The organism is Nocardioides eburneiflavus (genome assembly GCF_004785795.1).
Taxonomy (GTDB): Bacteria; Actinomycetota; Actinomycetes; order Propionibacteriales; family Nocardioidaceae; genus Nocardioides; species Nocardioides eburneiflavus.
In genome coordinates, this window is sequence record NZ_SRRO01000001.1 from 2500842 (window position 1) to 2522927 (window position 22086).

The following is a 22086-nucleotide window of genomic DNA, read 5'->3' on the forward strand; positions in this document are numbered from 1 at the left end:
GCCGGTCCGGTTGCCGCTCAGCTGGCGAGCTCCTCGGGCTCGCTGCCTGCGGTCACTTCGTAGCGACGCTCGTCGATCAGGGTCCCAGGGGCTGCGCCGGCCGGTGCCTGACGCTCGGCATGCACGCTCAGCACGCAGCATCGCGACAACCTCCTCTCAGGCCCACGAATCGCGATCTCTGAGGGACGAGACAGGTAATCTGTACTCGATGGTTGAGATTATGGCCGCCGTCTGGCACGATTTCAAGGTCAGCTCCGAAAGTTTCGTCACCGAGGGGTGAGACGGGATGCGGGATCGGAACCTGGCCGCCAGCGAGGCCAGAGCGATGCTGGGGGTGTCCCCTGACGCGGACCCGGCGCAGATCGTGCGCGCCTACCGCCGTCGCGCCCGGACCGTGCACCCGGACGTCAGCACGGAGCTGGACGCGGGAGCGCAGTTCTCGGCGCTGTGGGCGGCCTACCAGCTGCTGCTCGAGACGGCCCGCGAACCGGGTCGGACGCGCGCCGCCGACGACCGAGGAACGGTCGTCGACCGACATCCCCGGCAGCGAGTGCCGGCCCCGGGCCCAGTCGGGGGCTCGCCTGCCGGGTGGGCGGGTCGAGACGTCGCCTGGCTGGTCGCCGGACCCGTCCGGATCGATCAGCGGGCCAGCGCCCGCCCGACCGCACGCCCGGAGAAGATGCAGCCACCGAGGAACGTCCCCTCGAGCGCGTTGTAACCGTGCACGCCGCCCCCGCCGAAGCCGGCGACCTCGCCCGCGGCGTACAGGCCCGGGACGCGTGAGCCGTCGGCGGCCACGCACCGCCCGTCGAGGTCGGTCTCGAGCCCGCCGAGCGTCTTGCGGGACAGGATGTTGAGGCGTACGGCGATGAGCGGGCCGTGGGCCGGGTCGAGGATCTTGTGGGGCTTGGCGACGCGGATCAGCTTGTCCGTACGGCTGCGGCGGGCGTTGTGGATCGCCATCACCTGGACGTCCTTGGTGAACGCGTTGTCGAGCTCGCGGTCGCGCGCCACGACGTGCCGTTCGAGGTCGGCGACGTCCAGCTTCGGCCCGCGGGCCAGCTCGTTCATCCCGGTCACCAGGTCGTCCAGCGAGTCGGCGACCACGAAGTCGACGCCGTGCTCCTTGAACGCCTCCACCGGCCCGGGCGCGCCCTTGGCCAGCCGAGTCTTGGCGAGGAACCTCAGGTCCTTGCCGGTGATGTCGGGGTTCTGCTCGGAGCCGGAGAGGGCGAACTCCTTCTCGATGATCGACTGGGTCAGCACGAACCACGAGTAGTCGTGGCCGGTGGCCAGGATCTGCTTCATCGCGCCGATCGAGTCCGCGCCGGGCACGCCCGACATGCCCTCGAGCCGCCTGCCGGTGGCGTCGAACCACATCGACGACGGCCCGGGCAGGATGCGGATCGCGTGGTCGGGCCAGACCGGGTCCCAGTTGTGGATGCCCTCGGTGTAGGCCCACATCCGGTCGCGGTTGACCATCGTGGCGCCGGCGTCCTCGGCGATGCCCTGCATGCGGCCGTCGACGTGCGCGGGCACGCCGGAGATCAGGTGCTCGGGGGCGGGGCCGACGCGCTCGGTCGGCCAGTGCCGGCGCATCAGCTCGTGGTTGTGGCCGATGCCGCCGCTCGTGACCACGACGGCGGCGGCGCGGTGCTCGAAGTCGCCGGCTGCGTCGCGGGAGGACTTCACGCCTCGCGCGGAGTCGTCGTCGGCCAGCACGGTGCCGCGCACACCGACGACCGCGCCGTCCTCGACGACCAGCTCGTCGACCCGATGGCGGAAGGCGAGGCGTACGAGCCCCCCGGCCGCCGCCTGCTGGACCGGCTCGGCGAAGATGCGGACGACCTCCGGACCGGTGCCCCAGGTGAGGTGGAAGCGCGGGACGGAGTTGCCGTGGCCGGTCGCGCGGCCGTCGCCGCGCTCGGCCCACCCGACGAAGGGCAGCGAGCGCAGCCCGAGGGCGCGGAGGTAGTCGCGCTTCTCCTCGTGGGCGAAGCGGACGTACGCCTCCGCCCACCGCTGCGGCCAGAAGTCCTCGCCGCGACCGGGCCCGTCGGTGCCGTCGCCGAGGCGGTCGAACTGCGCCGAGCCCTGCCAGTCCTGCCAGGCCAGCTCGGGGGAGTCGGTGATGCCCATCCGGCGCTGCTCGGGGCTGTCGACGAACAGCAGGCCGCCGAGCGACCACCACGCCTGCCCGCCGAGGTTGTGGTGGTTCTCCTGGTCGAGGACTAGCACCCGCTTGCCCGCCAGCGCGAGCTCGTGGGTGGCGACGAGGCCGGCCAGCCCGGCGCCGACGACGATGACGTCCGGGGCGAAGTCGCCGGTGGGGTAGGGCTGGGTCATGCGTGCTCCTGCGGGTAGTGGCTGACGACCATCTCCGCGAGCAGGCGCAGCGCCCGCTCGACCGTACGGCCGGGGGCGGCGGTGGGATCGGGGTCGAGGGCGGAGAAGACCAGCCCGTCGAAGAAGTTGACGACGATGCTGAGGACGGCGGGGAGGTCCTCGGCCGCCAGCCGGTCGCGCCAGAGGTCGGCGGCCGCCGCCAGCATCTGCGCCTGCAGCGACTCGCGGGCCGGCAGGAGGGCCGTACGGAGGTCGGCGTCCGAGCGGGCGGCCACGAGCAGCTCGCGCCAGGTCTGGTTGGCGGGCGAGAGGACCGCCGCCCGGAGGTGGCCCAGCACGTCCGCGACCTCGTCGACCGTGCCCACGGCCACGCCCTCCGTCGTCGCGCGGAAGGCCTCGACGTTGCGGGTGGCCACGTGCCCCGCCGTCGCGACGAGCAGCGCCTGCCGGGTCGGGAAGTGGCGGAACAACGCGCCCTGGCTGACGCCCGCCTCCGCGCAGACGGCAGCGGTCGACGTGGCGGCGTACCCCCGCTCCGTCAGGCAGCGCACGGTCGCGTCGAGGAGGGCGGTGATGGTGCCCTCGCGGCGCTCGGCCTGCGTACGTCGCCGGGTGGTCGTCATGCCGGACAGTCTCACATAAAAAGTGACCACTTGCTATCTAAGTGCGCTGCGAGCGGTGCCGGAGCCACATTGCTGGCGTTCGGAACGTGGCCCACTCACCGCTCGTCGGCGAGTCGTGGGTGACACGAAATGAACAGTGCCCCAGCCACCTCGACGTACGCCGGAATGTGGCTCGCACACCGCTCATGGGATCGGACAGGTCAGTCCTTGAGCTCGCAGATGACCGCGCCGTTGGTGACGGTGGCGCCGACCTCGGCCTGGAGGCCGGTGACGGTGCCGGCCTTGTGGGCCTTGAGGGGCTGCTCCATCTTCATCGCCTCCATGACGACGATGGTGTCGCCCTCGGCGACCTCCTGCCCGTCCTCGACGACGACCTTGACGATGGTGCCCTGCATGGGCGAGGTGACGGCGTCGCCCGAGGCGGCCGCACCGGCCTTCTTGGTCGACCGCTTGCCGGCCTTCTTGGCGCCGGCGCCCGTCCCGCCGCCGTTGGCCGCGAGGCCGCCGAGCCCCGCGGGCAGGACGACCTCGAGGCGACGGCCGCCGACCTCGACGGTGACCTTCTGCCGCTCACCCGGCTCGTCGGCCTCGGCGTTGTCGCCGGCGTAGGGCTCGATCTGGTTGTCGAACTCGGTCTCGATCCACTGCGTGTAGACCGTGAACTCACCCTCCCCCGAGGGCGTCGAGGCACCGACGTACGCCGCGTCGGAGACGACCGCGCGGTGGAACGGGATGACGGTGGGCATGCCATCGACGACGAACTCGTCGAGCGCGCGGCGCGAGCGCTCGAGGGCCTGGGTGCGGTCGCGGCCGGTGACGATGAGCTTGGCGATGAGGGAGTCGAACGAGCCCGGGATGGTCTCGCCCTGGTCGTAGCCGCCATCCAGACGAACACCAGGGCCGGCGGGGGGGTGCCAGCGGGTGAGGGTGCCGGGGGCGGGCATGAAGTTGCGGCCGCCGTCCTCGGCGTTGATGCGGTACTCGATGGAGTGGCCGCGGATCTCGGGGTCGTCGTAGCCGAGCTCCTCGCCGGCGGCGATGCGGAACATCTCGCGCACCAGGTCGATGCCGGTGACCTCCTCGGACACGCAGTGCTCGACCTGGAGGCGGGTGTTGACCTCGAGGAAGGAGATGGTGCCGTCCTGGGCGACGAGGAACTCACACGTCCCGGCACCGTGGTAGCCGGCCTCCTTGAGGATCCGCTTGGACGACTCGTAGAGCTCGGTGACCTGGGCGTCGGTGAGGAACGGCGCGGGGGCCTCCTCGACGAGCTTCTGGTTGCGGCGCTGCAGCGAGCAGTCGCGGGTGGAGACCACGACGACGTTGCCGTGCTGGTCGGCCAGGCACTGGGTCTCGACGTGGCGCGGCTTGTCGAGGAACTTCTCGACCAGGCACTCGCCGCGACCGAACGCGGTGACGGCCTCGCGGACCGCGGACTCGTAGGCGTCGGGGATCTCCTCGATCGTGCGGGCGACCTTGAGGCCGCGACCGCCGCCGCCGAAGACCGCCTTGATCGCCACCGGGAGGCCGTTGGCCTTGGCGAACGCGACGACCTCGTCGGCGTCGGCGACCGGGTCCTTGGTGCCGGGCGCGAGCGGGGCGTCGGCCTTGTCGGCGATGTGCTTGGCCTTGGCCTTGTCGCCGAGCGCCTCGATCGCGGCCGGCGGGGGGCCGATCCAGACCAGCCCGGCGTCGATGACGGCCTGGGCGAAGTCGGCGTTCTCGGCGAGGAAGCCGTAGCCGGGGTGCACCGAATCAGCACCCGTGTCGGCGGCGATCTTGATGATCTTCTCGATGTCGAGGTACGACTCGGCGGGGGTCGCGCCGCCCAGCGAGTGGGCCTCGTCGGCGAGGCGTACGAAGAGGGCGTCGCGGTCGGGGTCGGCGTAGACCGCGACGGAGCCGATGCCGGCGTCCTTGCAGGCGCGGACGACGCGGACGGCGATCTCGCCCCGGTTGGCGATGAGGACCTTCTTCAAGCTCACGCGAGGACTCCTGGCGGTGCAGTGGGCTGGGCGGCGAGGGGAAGCTGGAGGGCGTACCGCTCGGCAGGCTACCGCGATCCGAGCGCGGCGCGACCGACAGCCTGATGCACCGGACGCACGATGCGCGAGTAGGCGATCCCGACTGTGAGGGACGCCACAAGGGCGAGCCACTGGTGGCCGGCGTCCTCGAGCGGGGGGTAGACCTGCCAGTGCGTGAGGTAGACGAACAGGCTCGCGCCGGCGAGCGCTCCGGCGGCCCGGGCGAGCGGGGCCGGCAGCCGGATGTGTGGCACCCAGAGCATCATCAGGAACCCACCCAGGACGATCACCTCACGGTGCGGCTGGCCGAAGAAGCCGACGGTCATCACGACCCCCAGGACGGTGACCAGGCACCGCTCGCGGGTCGAGGTCGCCCGCGCCCCGGCCCAGCCGAGGGCGAAGAAGAAGGCCACGACGAGGATCGTGTAGCGCTCGGTCGGGCCGGCGCGCCACCCCACCTCGACGACGCGGGCGACCGTGGTGACGGCCAGCACGCCGAGGGCGAAGTGGAAGGGGGTACGCCGCTCCAGCCGGTGCAGCGCCGGGAGGGTCGTGACGGCCAGGGCCGCGACGGTCAGCCACACCAGCGACTCGAGGAACCACAGCTGCCACTGGTCGTCCCACTCCGAGCCGTTGACCACCTCGCGGACGAACAGCACGGTGGCGAGGTCGTAGGTGCCGAGCAGGAGGGCGACCCCGCCCACCCAGAGCACCGACGGGACGATCAGCTGCGCGAGGCCGGAGAGGCCGTGGCGCAGGCGGGTGCGGGGACCGCCGGTCGCCGAGAGCTGGAAGCGCGCGAAGTTGAAGCCCGCGAGCGCGAGCAGCAGGTGCGCACCACCCTCGAGCGCGACGAGGTCGACGTGGCTGGCGACGACGAAGAGGATCGCGAGCGCGCGCAGGGCGACGGTCGTGTCGAGCCGCGACAGGCGTCCCGACGCGGGGCGCCTGTCGGCTCCAGCGGCCCCGGCGGCCCTCGCGGCCGCCGCGAGGCGCTCGAGCTCGCCGATGGGGTGCGTGTGCCAGCCGGCGGGCAGCCCGTCGGGGAAGTGCGCGCCGAGCCGGGTGGAGAGCTCGACGTAGGACAGCGAGTCGCCGCCGAGGTCCACGAAGGAGTCGGCGTCGGTGGCGTCGGGCCGCCCCAGCACGCGCACGACGTCGGCGCGGACCGGGTCGGCGGCGGCCGGCCGGTCGACCTCGCCGGCCTGCTCCTCCAGCGCGGCCAGCTCCGCCAGCGCGGCGTAGTCGGGCTTGCCGGACGAGGTGTGCGGGACCTGCGGCAGCACGGCGACCCGGACGGCGTGGGGAGGTACGCCGCAGTGGTCGGCGACCAGCGTCCGCGCGGCGCCGCTCCCACGACCGCTGGTGACGAACGCGTGCACCGCGCGGTCCGTGGCGACGACCCGGGCGCGTCGGTCGACGTCGGCGCGCAGCCGCCGCTCGACGGCGTCGAGGTCGATGCGGAGCCCGAACACCTTGCCGCGGCGGTTGCGCCGACCGACCACCTCGAAGAGGCCGTCGTGCTGCTGGGCGAGGTCGCCGGTGCGCAGCTCGGTGGTGACCCGGCCGAGCGCCAGGTCCGCCGGGGTGGTGGCGTAGCCGAGCATCACGTTGGGGCCGGTGTAGACGAGCTCGCCGACGCCGGGCCGCTCGTCCGCGGACTCGTCGAGGCGGAGCGTGCCGCCGGGGATCGCGACGCCGATCGCGCCCGGGTGGTCCTCGGCGAGGTGCGGCGGCAGCCACGCCATCCGGGCGGTCGCCTCGGTGGCGCCGTACATCACGACGAGGCCCCAGCCGCGGCTGCGGCCGAGCCGGCTCCAGCGGCGTACGTCGTCCGGGGCGAGCCGGCCGCCGGCCTGGGTCACCTGGCGCAGGGTGGGGAGGTCGCGGTCCTCGAAGCCGCTGGCCGCCAGCAGGTCGAACGTGTGCGGGACGCCGGCGAGGGTGGTCGCGCCGGCACGGGCGAAGAGCTCCCAGAAGCACTCGTCGACGACGCTCAGGTCGGTCAGCGCGACGCTCGCGCCCGCGACGAGGTGGGAGTGGAGGACCGACAGGCCGTAGCAGTAGTGCAGCGGCAGGGCGGTGATCGCCCGGTCGGCCGGTGTCAGCGCGAGGTAGTCGGCGATGGCGGCGGCGTTGCTGGCGACGTTGGCGCGCGAGAGCCGCACCAGCTTCGGGGAGCCGGTGGTGCCCGACGTGCTCAGCAGCAGCGCCAGGTCGGGGTGCAGCTCGTGGGCGCTGAGGGGGCGGCGCACGTCGTCGGGCGCCGACGCGGTGCACACGACGTCGGGGTCGTAGGCGGCGATCGTCGCGTCGCGCTGGTCGGGGCGGGCGTCGGGCACGACGAGCGCGACGTGGCCGTGCTGGAGGGCGGCGAGGTAGGCGACCAGGGAGTCCAGGTCGTTGGCACCCTCGACCAGCACCAGGCGTCGCGCCGGCCCCCACGTCGCCGCGCGGTCGGCGACCCGGCGGGCGAGGTCGGCGTGGCTGAGGACAGTGCTGCCTGCCACGACCGCCGGGGCGTCGCCGAACCGCGCGTGGTCGAGGACCGGCCCGGAGTCGGTGGGCGTACGGGTGGCGGGTGCGGGCCGGAGTGCCGGGGAGGGGGACGTGAGCGTCACGGCGCACCCGCGGGCCGGTAGGCGCGGACCAGCCCGGTCACGCGGAGGTGGACGATGTCGCCCGCGGACGGGTGGCGTACGCCCGCCATCCGGGCGAGCACCGAGGTGCCGTCGTCGAGGCGAACCCGGACCGCGCAGTCGTGGCCGTAGTAGCTGACCTCCTCGACCGAGCCGCGCACGCCGTCGGCGTGGGCGAGGTCGACGTAGACCTGCTCGGGCCGGATCATCAGCGCGACCGGCCCGGTGGCCGCCTCCGAGAGCACGACCTCCCCGAGCGCGCACGTGGCGTGGGCGTCGGTCGCGGTGCCGGGCAGCACCACCGCACGACCGACGAACTCCGCCACCTGCGGGTCGCTCGGCGAGAGGTAGACCTCGCTCGGTGGCGCGGACTGCACGAGCCGGCCGCCGCGCATGACGGCGACCTGGTCGGCGAGGGAGAGCGCCTCGTTCTGGTCGTGGGTGACGAGCAGCGCGGTGGTGTTGGTGGCCGCCAGCGCCCGGCGCACGGCGGTGGCGGTGGTGCCGCGCAGGCTCGCGTCGAGCGACGAGAACGGCTCGTCGAGGAGCACGACGGCCGGTTGGGGTGCGAGGGAGCGGGCGAGCGCGACCCGCTGCTGCTGCCCGCCGGAGAGCTCGTCGGGCCGCCGGTCGCGGAAGTGGGAGGGGAGCTCGACGAGGTCGAGCATCTCGGTCACGCGGTCGCGCCCCTCCTGGCTGCCGCGCGCGGCCGCGGGAAGGCCGAAGGCGATGTTGGCGGCGACGTCGAGGTGCGGGAACAGCGCCCCCTCCTGCGGGACGTAGCCGACGTGGCGCGACTGGGGCGGGACCGGACGTACGCCGTCGCCGGCGACCGTGGTGTCGCCGAACGCGATGCTGCCCGCGTCGGGCAGGAGGAAGCCGGCGATGAGGCGCAGCAGGGTCGTCTTGCCGCAGCCGGACGGCCCGAGCACCGTGGTGAACGAGCCGTGCGGCACGTGCAGGGTGACGTCGTCGACGGCGCGAGTGGCCTCGGGCCCGGTGCCGAAGGCCTTGGTGACGCCGGTGATGGTCAGGGAGCTCATGCGGGAACCGTCTCGGTGCGGGCGGCGGGGCTGTCGGTGCGCATCAGCAGCACCGTGGCGGGGATCGAGACCAGCACGAGCAGCAGGGCGTACGGGGCGGCGGCGCCGTAGCGCAGCTCGGACGAGGCCGACCAGAACTCGGTGGCCAGCGTGCTCGTGCCGATCGGGGAGAGCATCAGGGTGGCCGTCAGCTCGGTGGAGATCGCGAGGAAGACCAGCGCCGCGCCGGCACCCAGGCTCGGGGCGATGAGCGGCAGGGTGACCCGTCGGGCCGTGGCCAGGGTGCCGAGGCCGAGGCTGTGGGAGACGTCGTCGAGCACGACGGGCGCCTGCTCGAGCCCGGCGCGCACGGTCACCACGGCGCGGGGCAGGAAGAGGATGGCGTAGGCCGCGACGAGCAGCCCGGCGGTCTGGTAGACGACCGGCACCAGGCGCAACGAGGCGACCACGAGCGCGAGGCCGACGACGATGCCGGGCAGCGCGTTGGCGACATAGGTGCTGCGCTCGATCACGGTGCTCGCCCACCCGCGGTGGCGCACGGCGAGCCAGACGACGGGGATCGCGGCCAGGGTGGTGACGACCGCGCCGGCGAGCGCGAGGACGAGCGTGGCGGCGAGGGCTGCCGTGAGCTCGGCCACGGGGAACTCCGTCGAGGTGCCGGCGACGAGCCATCGCAGCAGCGAGAAGGCGGGCACGCCCAGGGCGAGGACGACCACGGCGCCGACGGTCGCGAGCACCGGAAGCCGCCAGGGGCCGAGCGCGAGCGGGACGGCCGTACGGGCGGCGCCGCGACCGACGCGGGCGTACCTCCGGTCACCGCGCAGGCGCAGGTCGGCCAGCAGGAGGACCAGGCACAGCAGCACCAGGACGCCGGCCATGGCGGTCGCGGCCGCCCCGTTGAAGGTCGAGCCGTACTGGTCGTAGATCGCGGTCGTGAACGTCGGGAACCGCAGCAGCGACAGCGCGCCGAACTCGGCGAGCAGGTGCAGGCCCACGAGCAGGGCCCCGCCGAGCAGCGCGGGACGCAGCTGCGGCAGCACGACGGTGCGGAAGGTGCGGGCGCGCGAGTGGCCGAGCGAGAACGCCGTCTCCTCCAGCGCGGGGTCGAGGCGGCGCAGCATCGCCACGACTGGGAGGTAGACGAGCGGGTAGTAGGACAGCGTGACGACCGCGAACGCGCCGCCGAATCCCTGGATGCCGCGGTCGAGGGAGACCCAGGCGTAGCCGTTGACGAACGCGGGCACCGCGAGCGGCGCCACGAGCAGGCCGTGCCACAAGCGGCGTGCCGGCAGGTCGGTGCGCTCAACGGCGACCGCGAGCGCGACGCCGAGCGCGGCGGTCGCCGCCATGCACGCCACCGCGAGGGTGATGGTGTTGCGGAGCAGCTCGGCGATCCGCGGCCGGGCCAGGAGCTGCCAGAGGTCGACGGGACCGATCACCACGACGTACGAGGCCACGTAGGCCAACGGCACCAGTGTCAGGACAGCCACAGCCGCCCCCGCCGCGAGCAGCAGCGGCGGGGTGCGGCGGTCGGTCCCGGTGCCGGTCCGGGTGGTGACCGTGGTCAGAGCAGGCCTGCCGCGGTCATCAGCTCGGTCACCTGCGGGCCGTTGAGGCCGGCCACGTCGACCGCCGGCGGCTCGAGCTCGTCGAACGGCTTGACCTCGGGCGAGAGGCTGGCGTCGGGGTTGAGCGGGTACTCCAGGGCGTACGACTCCGCCATCGCCTGCTGGGCCTCGGTGCCGGTGAGCCAGGTGATGAACTCCTCGGCGGCGTCCTGGTGCTCGCTGCTGGCGAGGATGCCGGCGCCGGAGATGCTGAGGAACGCGCCGGGGTCCTGGTCGCCGAAGAAGTGGAGCGCCGAGCTGTCGGAGTCGGTGCCGTTCTCCTGGCGGTCGCGGTACCAGTAGTAGTGGTAGGCGATGCCGGCGTCGACCTCGCCGGAGTCGACCGACTGCATGACGACCAGGTTGTTCTGCACGATCACGCCGTTGGCCTTCAGGCCCTCCAGCCACTCGGCGGTGGCCTCCTCGCCCTCGAGCTCGAGGACGGCGGACACGATCGCCTGGAAGTCGGCACCGGTGGGGGAGAAGGCGACGCGGCCCGCCCACTCCGGGTCGGCGAAGTCGAGGATCGAGGCGGGCATGTCGGCCTCGGTCATGGAGTCGGTGTTGTACATCGCGACGGTCGAGCGGGCCAGGAACCCGGTCCACGTGCGGCCCGCGGGGACGTACTCGTCCGGGATCGTCGCGGTCGCGGACTCCGGCAGCTCGGCGAACAGGCCGGCGTTATCGACGATGCTCATCGCGGGCGAGTTCTCGGTGAGGAACACGTCGGCGGGCGAGTCCTCGCCCTCCTCGACGATCTGGTTGGCCATCTCGAGGTCCTTGCCGTTGCGGAGCTCGACGTCGAGGCCGGACTCCTCCTCGAACAGCGGGATGATCTCGTCGAGCAGCTGCTCGTGCTGGGCGTTGTAGACGACCAGGTCGGGAGAGCCGAAGACGCCGCAGCCCGACAGGGCGGAGGCGGCGAGCAGGGTGCCGGCGAGGGCGGCAGCCGTACGGGGGGTGGCGCGGCGCGGGGGAGTCGTCACAAGGGCGTCCTTACTTTGCTTAGGCTCGCCTAACTCTAGCCCCGTCGGGGCGCCGTCGGTGAATCGCGCCAGTGATGCTGGTCTCACGGGGGTTAGCGATCGCTAACCCCCTGGCGCTATCGTGCGAGGCATGACCTTCGAGCTGTCCCCCGAGCACGAGCAGTTCCGCCGCAGCGTCCGCGACTTCGCCGAGGCCGAGATCGCGCCGCACGCCGCACAGTGGGACCGCGACCACCACTTCCCGACCGACGTCGTGCAGAAGATGGGCGCGCTCGGGCTCATGGGACTGACGGCGCCGGAGGAGTTCGGCGGCGCCGGGATGGCCGGCGAGGACGGCGGCTTCACCTCGCTGTGCATCGCCATCGAGGAGATCGGCCGCGTCGACCAGTCGATGGGCATCACCCTCGAGGCCGCGGTGGGCCTGGGCATCAACCCGATCCTGACCTTCGGCACCGACGAGCAGAAGAAGACCTGGCTGCCCGACCTCGTCTCCGGCGACGCGATCGCGGGCTTCGGCCTCACCGAGCCGGGTGCCGGCTCCGACGCCGGGGCGACGAAGACGAAGGCCGTGCTCGACGACGGCGAGTGGGTCGTCAACGGCGCCAAGCAGTTCATCACCAACTCGGGCTCCTCGATCACCTCGCTGGTGACCGTGACCGCGCGTACGGGTGAGCGGGCCGACGGCCGGCCGGAGATCTCCACGATCATCGTCCCGTCCGGCACCCCCGGATTCACCGCCGAGAAGGCCTACGACAAGCTCGGCTGGCACGCCTCCGACACCCACCCGCTGTCCTTCGACGACGCGCGCGTGCCCGAGGCCAACCTGCTCGGCGAGCGCGGTCGCGGCTACGCCCAGTTCCTCGCGACGCTCGACGACGGCCGGGTCGCGATCGCGGCCCTCGCGGTCGGCTGCATCCAGGCGTGCCTGGACATGTCCGTGCAGTACGCCGGCGAGCGGCAGACCTTCGGAGGCCCCATCGGGCGCAAGCAGGGCCTGGCCTTCCAGGTCTCGGACCTGCAGGTGATGCTCGACGCGTCGCGCCTGCTGACCTACAAGGCGGCCGCGATGAAGGACGCCATGGACGCCGGCTCGTCGTCGGTGTCGACGGCCGCGTTCAAGCAGGCCGCCGCGGTCGCCAAGCTGTACGCCACGGAGTCGGCGGTCACCGCGACGCGGATCGCCACGCAGGTCTTCGGCGGCTACGGCTTCATGGAGGAGTACCCGGTCGTGCGGTTCTACCGCGACGCCAAGGTGCTCGAGATCGGTGAGGGCACCTCCGAGGTGCAGCGGATGCTCATCGCGCGGGGGCTCGGCCTGCCGGTCGAGTGAGGCGCGAGGCCGCTCACTGGTCCTGATCCTCGGTCGAGCCGGCGACGTGTCGCGTCACGCCGTCACACGGGTCGCGGGGCGTACATGATCACCGCGACCAAGACGAGGCAGATGATCGCGCCCGCGACGTCGTGACGGTCCGGACGGAAGCCGTCGACGACCATGCCCCAGGCGAGGGAGCCGGCCACGAAGACCCCGCCGTACGCCGCCAGGATCCGTCCGAAGTGAGCATCTGGCTGCAGCGTGGCGACCAAGCCGTGGAGACCCAGCGCGACCACGCCCGCGCCGACCCACAGCCAGCCGCGGTGCTCGCGCACGCCCTGCCAGACCAGCCACGCGCCACCGATCTCGGTCAGCTGGCGAGGACGTAGTCGATCGTCAGGACCGGGAGGTCGCGGCGCGTGACCGTCGCGATCGGCGGCGGTCTGGTGGTGAGGGAGTGGCCGGTCGGGGTCGTGGTGGTCACGGTGCCGCCCGGCCCGGGTCTGGCCCGCCAGCGGGGTGCTTGCTTGGCGTAGTTGCAGGCCTCGCAGAGTCCTTGGCCGTTGGCGGCACTGGTGGGCCCGTCGGCCTCGTGCGGCACGACGTGGTCGACGTGGCGGATCGGAGCACCGCACCACGGCGTGCGGCAGAGCTGGTCGCGCAGCCTGATGAGGCGGGCGAGCCCAGCGGGGAAGAGGCGGACCCGACTGTCCACCGCGACGAGCTCTTCGGTGGTCGGCGAGGCGTAGAGCCGGCGGAGCCAGACCTCCTCGCCGTCGCCGAGGGACCGGGCGACGATCTCGCGGGCCAGCTCGGCCGGGATCGGACCGAAACCGGCGAGGCGAGCCTCGTCGTCGGCCGTGCCGAGGAGCGCCTCGTGGGACATGACGAGGTTGAGGTCGATGGAGCGGTCGGCGCCCCCTGTCCGCCTGCGGCCGAGGATGCGGTCGACCAGCTCGTCGGCCATCACCTGGCCCTTGGAGCGCGGGTCGCCCTGCGCGCGGGCGCTGTCGGCGTCGCGGGTGAGCGCGGCGTAGGCGGCGACGCCTTCGGCGACGGGAAGCAGCGCGGTCAGCCAGACCATCGTGTCGGGAGCGGGCCGGGTCGACACGCGGCGCTCGGACTCGGCCTTGCGCCGGCGGGCCGTCACCGCATCGGCGTCAAGTCGCGCCGCCTCCGACTGTGCACGACCCACGACCTGCCGGTCGCTCATCGCCTCGAGCGCGTCGTGGTCGGCGGCCAGCAGATCGTCGATCGCGAGGCGGTGCTCGAGCGAGAGGCACGCGGTCTCGCGTGCGATCAGCGTGGCTCGCCACTCGGTGATCCGGCCGCACCGCCAGGCAGCCCACGTGTGGGGGAGCTCGCTGCGCACGACCCGCGCCAGCCCGAGGTGGCGCTGGCCGCGGTGCGGCGACTCGCGGCGAGCCAAGGCGACCATCGACCCGACGCCCTGGCCCCGTCGAGCGGCCGGGACGCCGAGGCCGGCGTGGTCCGCCTCGACCGACTCCGCCAGGTCAGCGGCGTGCGCGGCCTGCGCCGCGGTGGCCGTGCAGACGAGCTCCTCGAGTGCTCGGATGAGGTCGATCCGCCCTGCGTCGTCCAGCCCGCTCGACGCGTCGAGCGACACCTGCACCTCGCGCCGCATCGCCGCGACTGCGGCTGCGGTCAGGGGCTGGGTCGTGGTCATGGCTCCACTCAATCAGTGGGCACCGACAGTCACCGAGTGGCCTGTGGACAGTCGTGCGCACAGGCCGAGTGTGGACGATTCCTGGCTACCGGCGTCGGACAGCAACGGTGGGTCGCGGCGACCGTACGCCGCATCTCCACCTCCCGACGGATCCCAGGCCACGGGCCGCGCCCTACCCTCGCCCCATGCCCAGCACGAGCCAGCGCGTCCTCACCTGGCTCGGCGTCGACGACGCGTGGGAGCGTCCGCGGCCCGGCCTCGGGCGCCAGGACGTCGTGCTGGCGTCGAGCGTCGCCGCGGTCAGCCTGCTCGCCCTCGAGCTGGTACGCAGCGCCGGCGGGTTCGAGCACACCGACGTCCCGGTGTGGGCGCAGTGGCTCGCGGTCGCGAGCGGCGCGGCGCTGCTCCTCGGCCGCCGGCGCTGGCCGCTGGCGGTGGCACTCCTCGCCGCCGGGCACATGTTCGTCGCCGGCGTCACGATGCCGCAGGTCATGGGCCAGGCGTCGTTGCAGATCGTCTACTTCCTCGCCCTGCTCTCCGGCGTCGCGTGGGCGCGGGACCGGCGCGCCATGGTCATCACCGTCAGCGTGATCGTGCTCTTCATGTTCGCCTGGATCGGCTGGCAGTTCGCGGTCGGCTCGGCAGCACAGGAGTGGGTCGACGAGGAGCTGGGCACCGAGCGGATCGGCCTCTTCCCGCAGATCCCCGCGGCGGTCGCGATCACGCTGGTCGTCAACGCGATCTACTTCGGTGGCGCCATCGTCGGCGGGGGCGTCTCCTGGCGCGCGGCCCGTCAGCGCCACCGGTTGCAGGAGCAGGCCACCACCATCGCCGGCCAGGCCAGCCGGCTGCGGGAGCAGGCCGTCGTCGACGAGCGGCTCCGCATCGCCCGCGAGCTGCACGACGTGGTCGCCCACGGCGTCTCCGCGATGGGCATCCAGGCCGGCGCCGCGCGCCGCGTGCTCGACCGCGACCCCGACGCCGCGCGTACGGCCCTCGCCAACGTCGAGGAGGCCTCACGCGACGCGGTCGCGCAGATGCGCGGACTGCTCGGCACCCTGCGCGAAGGAGTGGGCGAAGGAGTGGGCGAAGGAGTGGGCGAGGGCGGGGCCGGTGGACCCGCGGGGGCGCGGACGACGGACGCGGGCGTCGGCGACCTCCCTGACCTCGTCGCCGAGGTGGCCGGCCAGGGCCTCACGGTCTCCCTCGACGTGGTGGAGGCCCAGCCGGAGGCGGCGGGCCGGCTGCCGCGCGGGATCGGGCTCGCGGTCTACCGCACGGTGCAGGAGGCGCTCACCAACGTACGCCGCCACAGCACCGCCGACGCGGTGTCCGTCGTGGTCCGCGTCGACGAGTCCGCGGCGTACGCCGAGGTGGAGGTCGTCGACAACGGCCGGCCCCGCCACGGCACGTCCGGCAGCGGGCTGGGCCAGCTCGGCATCCGCGAGCGCGCCGCCACCCACGACGGCCAGGTCGACATCGGTCCCCGCGTCACCGGGGGCTACCGGGTGCGCGTGCGCTACCCGCTCGGGATCTCGTGATGGAGGCGCCGCTCCGGGTCCTGCTCGTCGACGACCACGCCATGGTCCGGTCCGGCTTCGCGATGGTGCTCTCGGTCGAGGACGACGTCGAGGTGGTGGGGGAGGCGGCCGACGGGCTCCAGGCCCTCGAGGCAGCCCGTGCGACGCGGCCCGACGTGGTCCTGATGGACGTCCAGATGCCGCGGATGGACGGCATCGAGGCCACCCGCCACCTCGTCGCCGAGGACCTGGGCCACGTCGTCATCGTGACCACCTTCGACCGCGACGACTACCTCTTCGACGCCCTGCGCGCCGGCGCCAGCGGCTTCCTGCTCAAGAACGCCGGTCCCGAGCAGCTCCTCGACGCCGTACGCGCCGCCGGTCGCGGCCACGCACTGCTCGCGCCGGAGGTGACCCGGCGCGTCATCGGACGGATGACGGGGGAGCACGCCCCGGCCGCGCGTCCGGAACCGGCCGGGCTCACGCGGCTGACCGCCCGCGAGCGCGAGGTGCTCGTGATGCTCGGGCGGGGGCGGTCCAACGGCGAGATCGCCGCCGAGCTCGTGCTCGGCGAGGCGACGGTGAAGACCCACGTCTCCAACGTGCTCGCCAAGCTCCACCTGCGCGACCGGGTGCAGGCGGTCGTCTGGGCGTACGAGGCCGGCCTCATCCTCCCGACGGAGGAGTGAGCAGCCCGCGCGGGGTCTCCACCCGGAGGTTCCGTCGCGCGGGGGATCCGGTGGGGCGTCCGGCTCACTAGCGTCGTCGCCATGCTGGAGATCCGGGAGCTGACCAGACGGTTCGGTGACAACACCGCCGTGGACCACGTGTCGTTCGAGGTGCCGGCCGGGCAGATGACCGGCTTCGTCGGCGGCAACGGCGCGGGCAAGACCACGACCATGCGCATGGTCATGGGCGTGCTCGGCATCGACTCGGGGGAGGTGCTGTGGCAGGGCCGGCCGATCACCCGGCTGGACCGCCGCACGTTCGGCTACATGCCGGAGGAGCGCGGGCTCTACCCCAAGCAGCCGATCCTCGACCAGCTCGTCTACATCGCCCAGCTCAAGGGCCTGGAGCGCGTCGCGGCGCGGACCCAGGTGACCGGGCTGCTGGAGCGCTTCGGACTGGGGGAGCGGACGAAGGACCACCTGGAGAAGCTGTCGCTGGGCAACCAGCAGCGGGTGCAGATCATCGCCTCTGTGCTGCCGCGGCCCGCCGCGCTCGTCCTCGACGAACCGTTCTCGGGGCTGGACCCGAGGGCGGTGGACTCGATGGTCGACCTGCTGCGCGAGTACACCCGCGACGGGATCCCCGTCCTCTTCTCCAGCCACCAGCTCGACTTGGTCGAGCGCCTGTGCGACCGCCTGGTCGTGCTGGCCGACGGACGCCGGGTCGCCGCCGGGACGGTGACGGAGCTGCGCGACGCGGGGGTGCCGCGCTTCCGTCTCGTCCTCGGCGGCGACGCCGGTTGGGTGCGCGACCAGCGCGGGCTGGAGGTGCTCGACCTCGACGGCGGCACCGCGCTCGTCGAGGTCCGCCACGACGGCGCCGAGCAGCGCCTCGTCGCCGAGGCCACCAGTCGGGGCGACGTGCACGAGTTCGTGCGGGTGCGCCCCGCGCTCAGCGAGATCTACCGGGAGGCCACCGCATGAGCACCGAGAAGAACACCGGGACGAACACCGACCCTGCCTGGCTCCTGGTCACCCGCCGCGAGGTCGTCTCGCGGATCACCGACAAGACCTTCCTGCTCGGCACGGCGTTCATGGTGGTGCTGATCGCGGGCTTCATCGGCTTCTCGGCCTGGCAGGACGAGCGGACCGACCGGGTCACCCTCGCCGCGACGCCCGACGCGGTCGCGATGGCGGAGGTGGTCGCCGATGCTGCGCCGGAGGTCGACGACAAGGTCGAGGTCACGGTCGTCGAGGTGGACGACGAGGCCGCCGCGGAGTCCGCGCTGCGAGAGGACGAGGCCGACGCCTGGCTCCACCCCGACGGCGAGGGCTGGCAGCTGACGTCGGAGTCGAGCGAGCAGGACTCGTTGACTGCTGTCGCCCGCGCCGTCGTACGGCAGCAGGTCCTGGCCGACAACGCCGAGCGCGCGGGCACCTCCGTCGAGGCGCTCGAGGCGGGCAGCACCGTGACGACCGACTTCCTGCGCGGCGACGCCGAGAAGGCGGCGGTGGCCCAGGCGGTCGGCTTCGTGTTCGTCTTCCTGTTCTACTTCGCGGCGCTGGTGTTCGGCATGCAGCTGGCCTCCTCGGTGATCGAGGAGAAGCAGAGTCGCATCGTCGAGATCATCGCCGCCGCGATCCCGTTGCGGCACCTGCTGGCCGGCAAGGTCCTCGGCAACACCGCCCTGGCCATGATCCAGCTCCTCGTCTACCTCGCGGTGGGCCTCGTCGGGCTGTCGTTCACGCCCTACAAGTCCTACGTGCCGGCGCTGTCGGGGCCGACCGCCTGGTTCATCGGGTTCTTCCTCGCCGGCTTCGTCGCCCTGGCCTGCCTGTGGGCGGTGGCGGGCTCGCTCGCCTCGCGCACGGAGGACCTCCAGGCGACCTCGACCCCGCTGACGATGCTGATGCTGGTGATGTTCTTCGGCGGCGTCTCGCTGGAGGGTCGCGCCCAGGTGATCGCGTCCTACGTGCCGCCCGTCTCGGCGGTCGTGATGCCCAAGCGGATCCTCGCCGGCGGCGTGGAGTGGTGGGAGCCGCTGCTCGCCCTGGGCCTGCTCGCCGTCTTCGCCGCCGTCACGGTCCGGATCGGTGAGCGCCTCTACCGCCGCGCGCTGCTGCAGACCGGTGGGCGGGTCGGCCTGCGCCAGGCGTGGGCCGCGTCCGAGTAGCCCCCGGCGGACCGGGACCTCAGAACAGGTCGACGAGCGACGAGGTCCCCGTCACCACGGCCCAGAACCTCAAGCCCCGCCCCAGCAGGCCGGTGAGCATGAAGATCCAGAACGGGACGCCCAGGGTGCCCGCCAGCACGGCGGTGACGGCGTACGGCGGGATGCCGGTGCTCGCCGACACGAAGAGCAGCCCGGCGGTGAACCACGGGCGGCCCTCGGCGCGTGCGTGCCACGTCTCGAGGGACGCGCGCGCCTTCGGCTTCTGCAGCTGCCGGTGGACCCACGGTGCGCGGTCGACGTGCATGCCGCCCCAGTACCAGAGGATCTTGCCGAGCATCTGCCCGATCGTGGCCGCGACGACCAGGCCCCACATGTGGTGCGGGGCCTGGGTGACGGCCACCGCGAGGATGGCCTCGATGTTGATCAGCGGGAGCAGGGCGGAGCCGATCGACGCGCCCAGCACGCTCCAGAAGAGCATCAGCCGACGGCCCCGGGGACGGGAAGTCCGATCCGCACCAGTCGGTGCAGCGAGACGCACTTGAGGACCAGCAGGGCCGTGGCGACCGCCAGCCCGACCCACATCCAGCCGGTCACGAGCAGCAGCACGGCGAAGAGCGCGCTGTTGACGGCCTTCGCGGGCTTGGACCAGTTCCACAGCCAGGTCGGCCGGTCGACGACGAAGAAGTAGTTGGGACTGCGCACCGGCCAGGCGAGGAACGCGATCGACAGGAAGAAGTCGACGACCATGAACTCGGCGAGGTAGACGAAGATCGCCGGCGACAGGTCGGGCTGGAGCCAGGCGAGGCCGATGTAGAAGGCGGCCGCGTTGAAGCGGTCGCACATGATGTCGAGGACCGCGCCGATGCGGGTCTCGCAGTCCCGGACCCTCGCGTAGAAGCCGTCGAGCATGTCGCCGACCCAGTAGACGACGAGGGCGGCGACCAGCAGGGAGAGGCTCTGCTCGTGGGCGGCGACGGCGGCCAGGACCACCGAGACGACGGTGCGGAGCGCGGTGATGACGGTAGCGCCTGTCAGCAGCCGCTCGACGCGCACGCCGTACCGGTTCTCCGGGTCGGCCACCGGCTGTGCCGACCAGCCCCCGTGCCCGCCCTGCTCCCCGCTCCCCACGGTGCGTGATGCTAGCGGGTCGGCGACCACAGGTCCTGCCACGCGTGGCCGAGCTCGAGGACGAGCTCGCGCAGCAGCGGCAGGCTGACCCCGACGACGTTGTGGTGGTCGCCCTCGATGCCGCGGACGTACGCCCCGCCGAGCCCGTCGATCGTGAACGCGCCCGCGACGTGCAGCGGCTCGCCCGTGGCGACGTAGGCCTCGATCTCGTCGTCGCCGAGGTCGGCGAAGTGGACGGCGGTCGACCCCGTGGCCGCCGCGACCCGTCCGGTGGCGGTGTCGCGAAGGCTGTGCCCGCTGTGCAGCACCCCCGTACGCCCGCGCATCGCCTGCCAGCGTTGGCGCGCCTCGTCGGCGTCGTGGGGCTTCCCGAGGGCCTCGCCGTCGAGCTCGAGCACCGAGTCGCAGCCGAGGACGAGCGCGTCGGCCGGCACGTCGTCGCGCGCGGCGACGGCGGCGCACTTGAGCTCGGCGAGCTGGAGCGCGAGCTCGGCCGGCGGGAGGTCGGTCACCTGCGACTCGTCGACGCCGCTGACCACCACGGCCGGATCGAGCCCGGCCGCCCGCAACGTGGCCAGGCGGGCGGGTGACGCCGAGGCGAGGACGAGCGTGGTCACATCCGCTCCAGGGCGGCGCGCAGCGGGTCGAGGCCGAGCGAGCCGAGGTCGAGGGCGGCCCGGTGGAACGCCTTGAGGTCGAAGTCGTCGCCCTGGCGCTCCTGCACGCCGGCCCGGGCCTCGAGCCAGATCCGTTCGCCGACCTTGTAGGACGGCGCCTGCCCGGGCAGGCCGAGGTAGCGCTTGACCTCGAACTGGACGAACTCGTCGTCCATCCGGCAGTGCAGCCGCATGAACTCCAGGCCCAGCTCGGGGGTCCAGGTCTCACCGGGGTGGAAGGGCGCGCCGCCGGCGCCGAGGCGGTTGTCCTCGGGGATCGTCAGCTCGAGGTGCATGCCGATGTCGACGACGACGCGCGCCGCGCGTAGGGACTGCGCGTCGAGCATCCCGAGCAGGTCGGCGGGGTCGTCGAGGAAGCCGAGCTCCTCCATCAGGCGCTCGGCGTAGAGCGCCCATCCCTCGCCGTGGCCGCTGCACCAGCACATCAGCCGCTGCCAGCGGTTGAGGGTGTCGCGGCGGTAGGCGGTCTGCGCGACCTGGAGGTGGTGCCCGGGGACGCCCTCGTGGAAGACGGTCGTGACCTCGCGCCAGGGGTGGAAGGCGTCGATGCCGTCGGGGACCGACCACCACATCCGGCCGGGGCGCTCGAAGTCCTCCGACGGGCCCGTGTAGTAGATGCCGCCGTCGTTGGTGGGCGCCAGCATGCACTCGATGCGCCGGATCGGGTCGGGGATGTCGAAGTGCACGTCGGCCATCGCCTCGACGGTGCGGTCCGCGAGCTCCTGCATCCAGCCGCGGAAGGCCTCGCGCCCGTGCACCACCCGCTCCGGATCGGCGTCGAGGTGCGCGACGGCTGCGTCGACGTCGCCCCCGGGCACGATCCGCCCGGCCGTGGCAGCCATGAGGTCGGAGAGCCGCTGGAGCTCGGCCCAGCCCCAGGCGTACGTCTCGTCGAGGTCGACCTCGGCGCCGAGGAAGTAGCGACTGGCGAGGGCGTACACCTCGCGGCCCACGCCCTCCTTCTCGCGGCCCTGCGGCTCGAGCTCGTCGCTGAGGAACAGCCCGAACGCCGCCGTCGCCGCGCTCGCGCCACCTGCGAGGGCGCGGAGCCCGGATGCGTCGGCGGAGGGCTCGGCTGCGGCCACCCGGTCGGCGAGGCCGAGGTAGAAGTCGCCCGCCTCGCCGGTCTGGCCGGTCCAGCGACGCACCTGCTCGGCCACCTCGGCGTACTGCCGCGCCGCGGCCACGTTGCCCTTGCGGGCCTCGTCGGAGAGCGTGACCCGCAGCCCCTCGAGCGCGGCCGGTACGCCGGCGAGGCGCGACGCGATGGCCGCGACGGCCTCCTCGCCCTGGATCGGCATCAGGTCGAAGACGCCCCGGATCTCGTGCAGCGGGCTCCACAGGACCGACATCCGCGACCGGTCCACCCCGGCCTCCTCGAGCTCGATCCCGAGGCGGGTGCGCTCCAGGAACGCGTCCTTCGCCGCGGCCTCGCGGTCGTCGACCGGGGTGGCGGTCTCGACCGCGGCGACGGCGGCCCGCGCCAGGGCGAGCCGCGCGTCGAAGCCGGCGGGCGAGAAGTCGGTGAGCTCGTGGTCGTGGCCGTCGACCCCGATCGAGGTCGCCGTCAGCGGGTCGAGGGCGCAGTAGTCGTCGACGTAGGCGTCGCAGAGGGCGTCGATGGTGCGGGTGGTCGTCGCGGCGTCGGTCAC

General features: G+C 73.1%; 19 protein-coding genes. 6 read left to right on the forward strand and 13 right to left on the reverse strand.

The genetic code is table 11. From position 1 onward, the window contains the following. Nucleotides 1–325: 325 nt before the first annotated feature. Nucleotides 326–718, forward strand: coding sequence for a J domain-containing protein (locus EXE59_RS25090; RefSeq protein ID WP_425464514.1), 393 nt, complete (start codon nt 326–328; stop codon nt 716–718). Here the strand turns inward: EXE59_RS25090 and EXE59_RS11700 are convergent. The 7 genes from EXE59_RS11700 to EXE59_RS11730 form a co-directional block, all read right to left on the reverse strand. Further along, entirely contained in the window at nt 640–2346 is a 1707-nt protein-coding gene (locus tag EXE59_RS11700; RefSeq protein ID WP_135839065.1) for an FAD-binding dehydrogenase, read from the reverse strand. The two genes, EXE59_RS25090 and EXE59_RS11700, sit on opposite strands and share 79 nt — an antisense overlap. Beyond that, nucleotides 2343–2969, reverse strand: coding sequence for a TetR/AcrR family transcriptional regulator (locus tag EXE59_RS11705; protein ID WP_135839066.1), 627 nt, complete (start codon nt 2967–2969; stop codon nt 2343–2345). The genes EXE59_RS11700 and EXE59_RS11705 overlap by 4 nt, the downstream gene beginning before the upstream one ends. Nucleotides 2970–3169: 200 nt before the next feature. After that, nucleotides 3170–4954, reverse strand: coding sequence for an acetyl/propionyl/methylcrotonyl-CoA carboxylase subunit alpha (locus EXE59_RS11710; protein WP_168218494.1), 1785 nt, complete (start codon nt 4952–4954; stop codon nt 3170–3172). A gap of 68 nt (nt 4955–5022) precedes the next feature. After that, nucleotides 5023–7614, reverse strand: a complete 2592-nt coding sequence (locus EXE59_RS11715) for an AMP-binding protein (RefSeq protein WP_135839067.1) — start codon at nt 7612–7614, stop codon at nt 5023–5025. Beyond that, the gene (locus EXE59_RS11720; RefSeq protein ID WP_135839068.1) at nt 7611–8675 is read right to left on the reverse strand and encodes an ABC transporter ATP-binding protein; all 1065 of its coding nucleotides are present in this window, start codon (nt 8673–8675) and stop codon (nt 7611–7613) included. Before EXE59_RS11720 ends, EXE59_RS11715 begins: the two co-directional genes overlap by 4 nt. Next, nucleotides 8672–10147 (reverse strand): ABC transporter permease, encoded by a 1476-nt coding sequence (locus tag EXE59_RS11725; protein WP_425464536.1) that lies wholly within the window; start codon nt 10145–10147, stop codon nt 8672–8674. The genes EXE59_RS11720 and EXE59_RS11725 overlap by 4 nt, the downstream gene beginning before the upstream one ends. Nucleotides 10148–10239: 92 nt before the next feature. Continuing rightward, nucleotides 10240–11268 carry an iron ABC transporter substrate-binding protein gene (locus EXE59_RS11730; RefSeq protein WP_135839069.1) on the reverse strand — a complete coding sequence of 343 codons (1029 nt, stop codon included), beginning with the start codon at nt 11266–11268 and terminating at the stop codon, nt 10240–10242. A 130-nt stretch (nt 11269–11398) separates the two neighbouring features. On the opposite strand from EXE59_RS11730, the gene EXE59_RS11735 reads away from it, so the two are divergent. Continuing rightward, nucleotides 11399–12598: an acyl-CoA dehydrogenase family protein gene (locus EXE59_RS11735; RefSeq protein ID WP_135839070.1), complete on the forward strand. Its 1200-nt coding sequence runs from the start codon at nt 11399–11401 to the stop codon at nt 12596–12598. Nucleotides 12599–12660: 62 nt separating this feature from the next. On the opposite strand, the gene EXE59_RS11740 is transcribed toward EXE59_RS11735, so the two are convergent. Together EXE59_RS11740 and EXE59_RS11745 are read right to left on the reverse strand one after the other, a co-directional pair. After that, nucleotides 12661–12954 carry a YnfA family protein gene (locus tag EXE59_RS11740; RefSeq protein WP_135841256.1) on the reverse strand — a complete coding sequence of 98 codons (294 nt, stop codon included), beginning with the start codon at nt 12952–12954 and terminating at the stop codon, nt 12661–12663. Further along, the gene (locus EXE59_RS11745; protein ID WP_135839071.1) at nt 12951–14267 is read right to left on the reverse strand and encodes an HNH endonuclease; all 1317 of its coding nucleotides are present in this window, start codon (nt 14265–14267) and stop codon (nt 12951–12953) included. Before EXE59_RS11745 ends, EXE59_RS11740 begins: the two co-directional genes overlap by 4 nt. Nucleotides 14268–14452: 185 nt before the next feature. Between EXE59_RS11745 and EXE59_RS11750 the strand changes: the two genes are divergently transcribed. The 4 genes from EXE59_RS11750 (at nt 14453) to EXE59_RS11765 (ending at nt 18629) form a co-directional block, all read left to right on the forward strand. Next, nucleotides 14453–15808: a sensor histidine kinase gene (locus tag EXE59_RS11750; RefSeq protein WP_135839072.1), complete on the forward strand. Its 1356-nt coding sequence runs from the start codon at nt 14453–14455 to the stop codon at nt 15806–15808. Further along, on the forward strand, nt 15808–16476 hold the full coding sequence (locus EXE59_RS11755; RefSeq protein WP_135839073.1) for a response regulator: 669 nt from the start codon (nt 15808–15810) through the stop codon (nt 16474–16476). Before EXE59_RS11750 ends, EXE59_RS11755 begins: the two co-directional genes overlap by 1 nt. Nucleotides 16477–16557: 81 nt before the next feature. Further along, entirely contained in the window at nt 16558–17439 is an 882-nt protein-coding gene (locus tag EXE59_RS11760) for an ABC transporter ATP-binding protein (RefSeq protein ID WP_135839074.1), read from the forward strand. After that, entirely contained in the window at nt 17436–18629 is a 1194-nt protein-coding gene (locus EXE59_RS11765; RefSeq protein WP_135839075.1) for an ABC transporter permease, read from the forward strand. The genes EXE59_RS11760 and EXE59_RS11765 overlap by 4 nt, the downstream gene beginning before the upstream one ends. A 19-nt stretch (nt 18630–18648) precedes the next feature. Here the strand turns inward: EXE59_RS11765 and EXE59_RS11770 are convergent, their stop codons facing one another. Genes EXE59_RS11770 through EXE59_RS11785 form a run of 4 tightly spaced genes read right to left on the reverse strand, consistent with a single transcriptional unit; the run spans nt 18649 to nt 22086 of the window. Continuing rightward, nucleotides 18649–19107 (reverse strand): VTT domain-containing protein, encoded by a 459-nt coding sequence (locus EXE59_RS11770; protein ID WP_135839076.1) that lies wholly within the window; start codon nt 19105–19107, stop codon nt 18649–18651. Further along, nucleotides 19107–19757: a CDP-alcohol phosphatidyltransferase family protein gene (locus EXE59_RS11775; protein ID WP_246056732.1), complete on the reverse strand. Its 651-nt coding sequence runs from the start codon at nt 19755–19757 to the stop codon at nt 19107–19109. The genes EXE59_RS11770 and EXE59_RS11775 overlap by 1 nt, the downstream gene beginning before the upstream one ends. Nucleotides 19758–19768: 11 nt before the next feature. Beyond that, nucleotides 19769–20374 (reverse strand): Maf family protein, encoded by a 606-nt coding sequence (locus EXE59_RS11780; RefSeq protein ID WP_135839077.1) that lies wholly within the window; start codon nt 20372–20374, stop codon nt 19769–19771. Continuing rightward, entirely contained in the window at nt 20371–22086 is a 1716-nt protein-coding gene (locus EXE59_RS11785; RefSeq protein WP_210428968.1) for a DUF885 domain-containing protein, read from the reverse strand. The genes EXE59_RS11780 and EXE59_RS11785 overlap by 4 nt, the downstream gene beginning before the upstream one ends.

What these genes read in the sequence shown, in the direction of transcription:
- EXE59_RS11700 (WP_135839065.1), bottom strand. Translation starts at nt 2,346, where the DNA reads ATGACCCAGCCCTACCCCACCGGCGACTTCGCCCCGGACGTCATCGTC.
- EXE59_RS11760 (WP_135839074.1), top strand. Translation starts at nt 16,558, where the DNA reads ATGCTGGAGATCCGGGAGCTGACCAGACGGTTCGGTGACAACACCGCC.
- EXE59_RS11765 (WP_135839075.1), top strand. Translation starts at nt 17,436, where the DNA reads ATGAGCACCGAGAAGAACACCGGGACGAACACCGACCCTGCCTGGCTC.
- EXE59_RS11720 (WP_135839068.1), bottom strand. Translation starts at nt 8,675, where the DNA reads ATGAGCTCCCTGACCATCACCGGCGTCACCAAGGCCTTCGGCACCGGG.
- EXE59_RS11750 (WP_135839072.1), top strand. Translation starts at nt 14,453, where the DNA reads ATGCCCAGCACGAGCCAGCGCGTCCTCACCTGGCTCGGCGTCGACGAC.
- EXE59_RS11770 (WP_135839076.1), bottom strand. Translation starts at nt 19,107, where the DNA reads ATGCTCTTCTGGAGCGTGCTGGGCGCGTCGATCGGCTCCGCCCTGCTC.
- EXE59_RS11755 (WP_135839073.1), top strand. Translation starts at nt 15,808, where the DNA reads ATGGAGGCGCCGCTCCGGGTCCTGCTCGTCGACGACCACGCCATGGTC.
- EXE59_RS11735 (WP_135839070.1), top strand. Translation starts at nt 11,399, where the DNA reads ATGACCTTCGAGCTGTCCCCCGAGCACGAGCAGTTCCGCCGCAGCGTC.
- EXE59_RS11705 (WP_135839066.1), bottom strand. Translation starts at nt 2,969, where the DNA reads ATGACGACCACCCGGCGACGTACGCAGGCCGAGCGCCGCGAGGGCACC.
- EXE59_RS11745 (WP_135839071.1), bottom strand. Translation starts at nt 14,267, where the DNA reads ATGACCACGACCCAGCCCCTGACCGCAGCCGCAGTCGCGGCGATGCGG.
- EXE59_RS25090 (WP_425464514.1), top strand. Translation starts at nt 326, where the DNA reads ATGCTGGGGGTGTCCCCTGACGCGGACCCGGCGCAGATCGTGCGCGCC.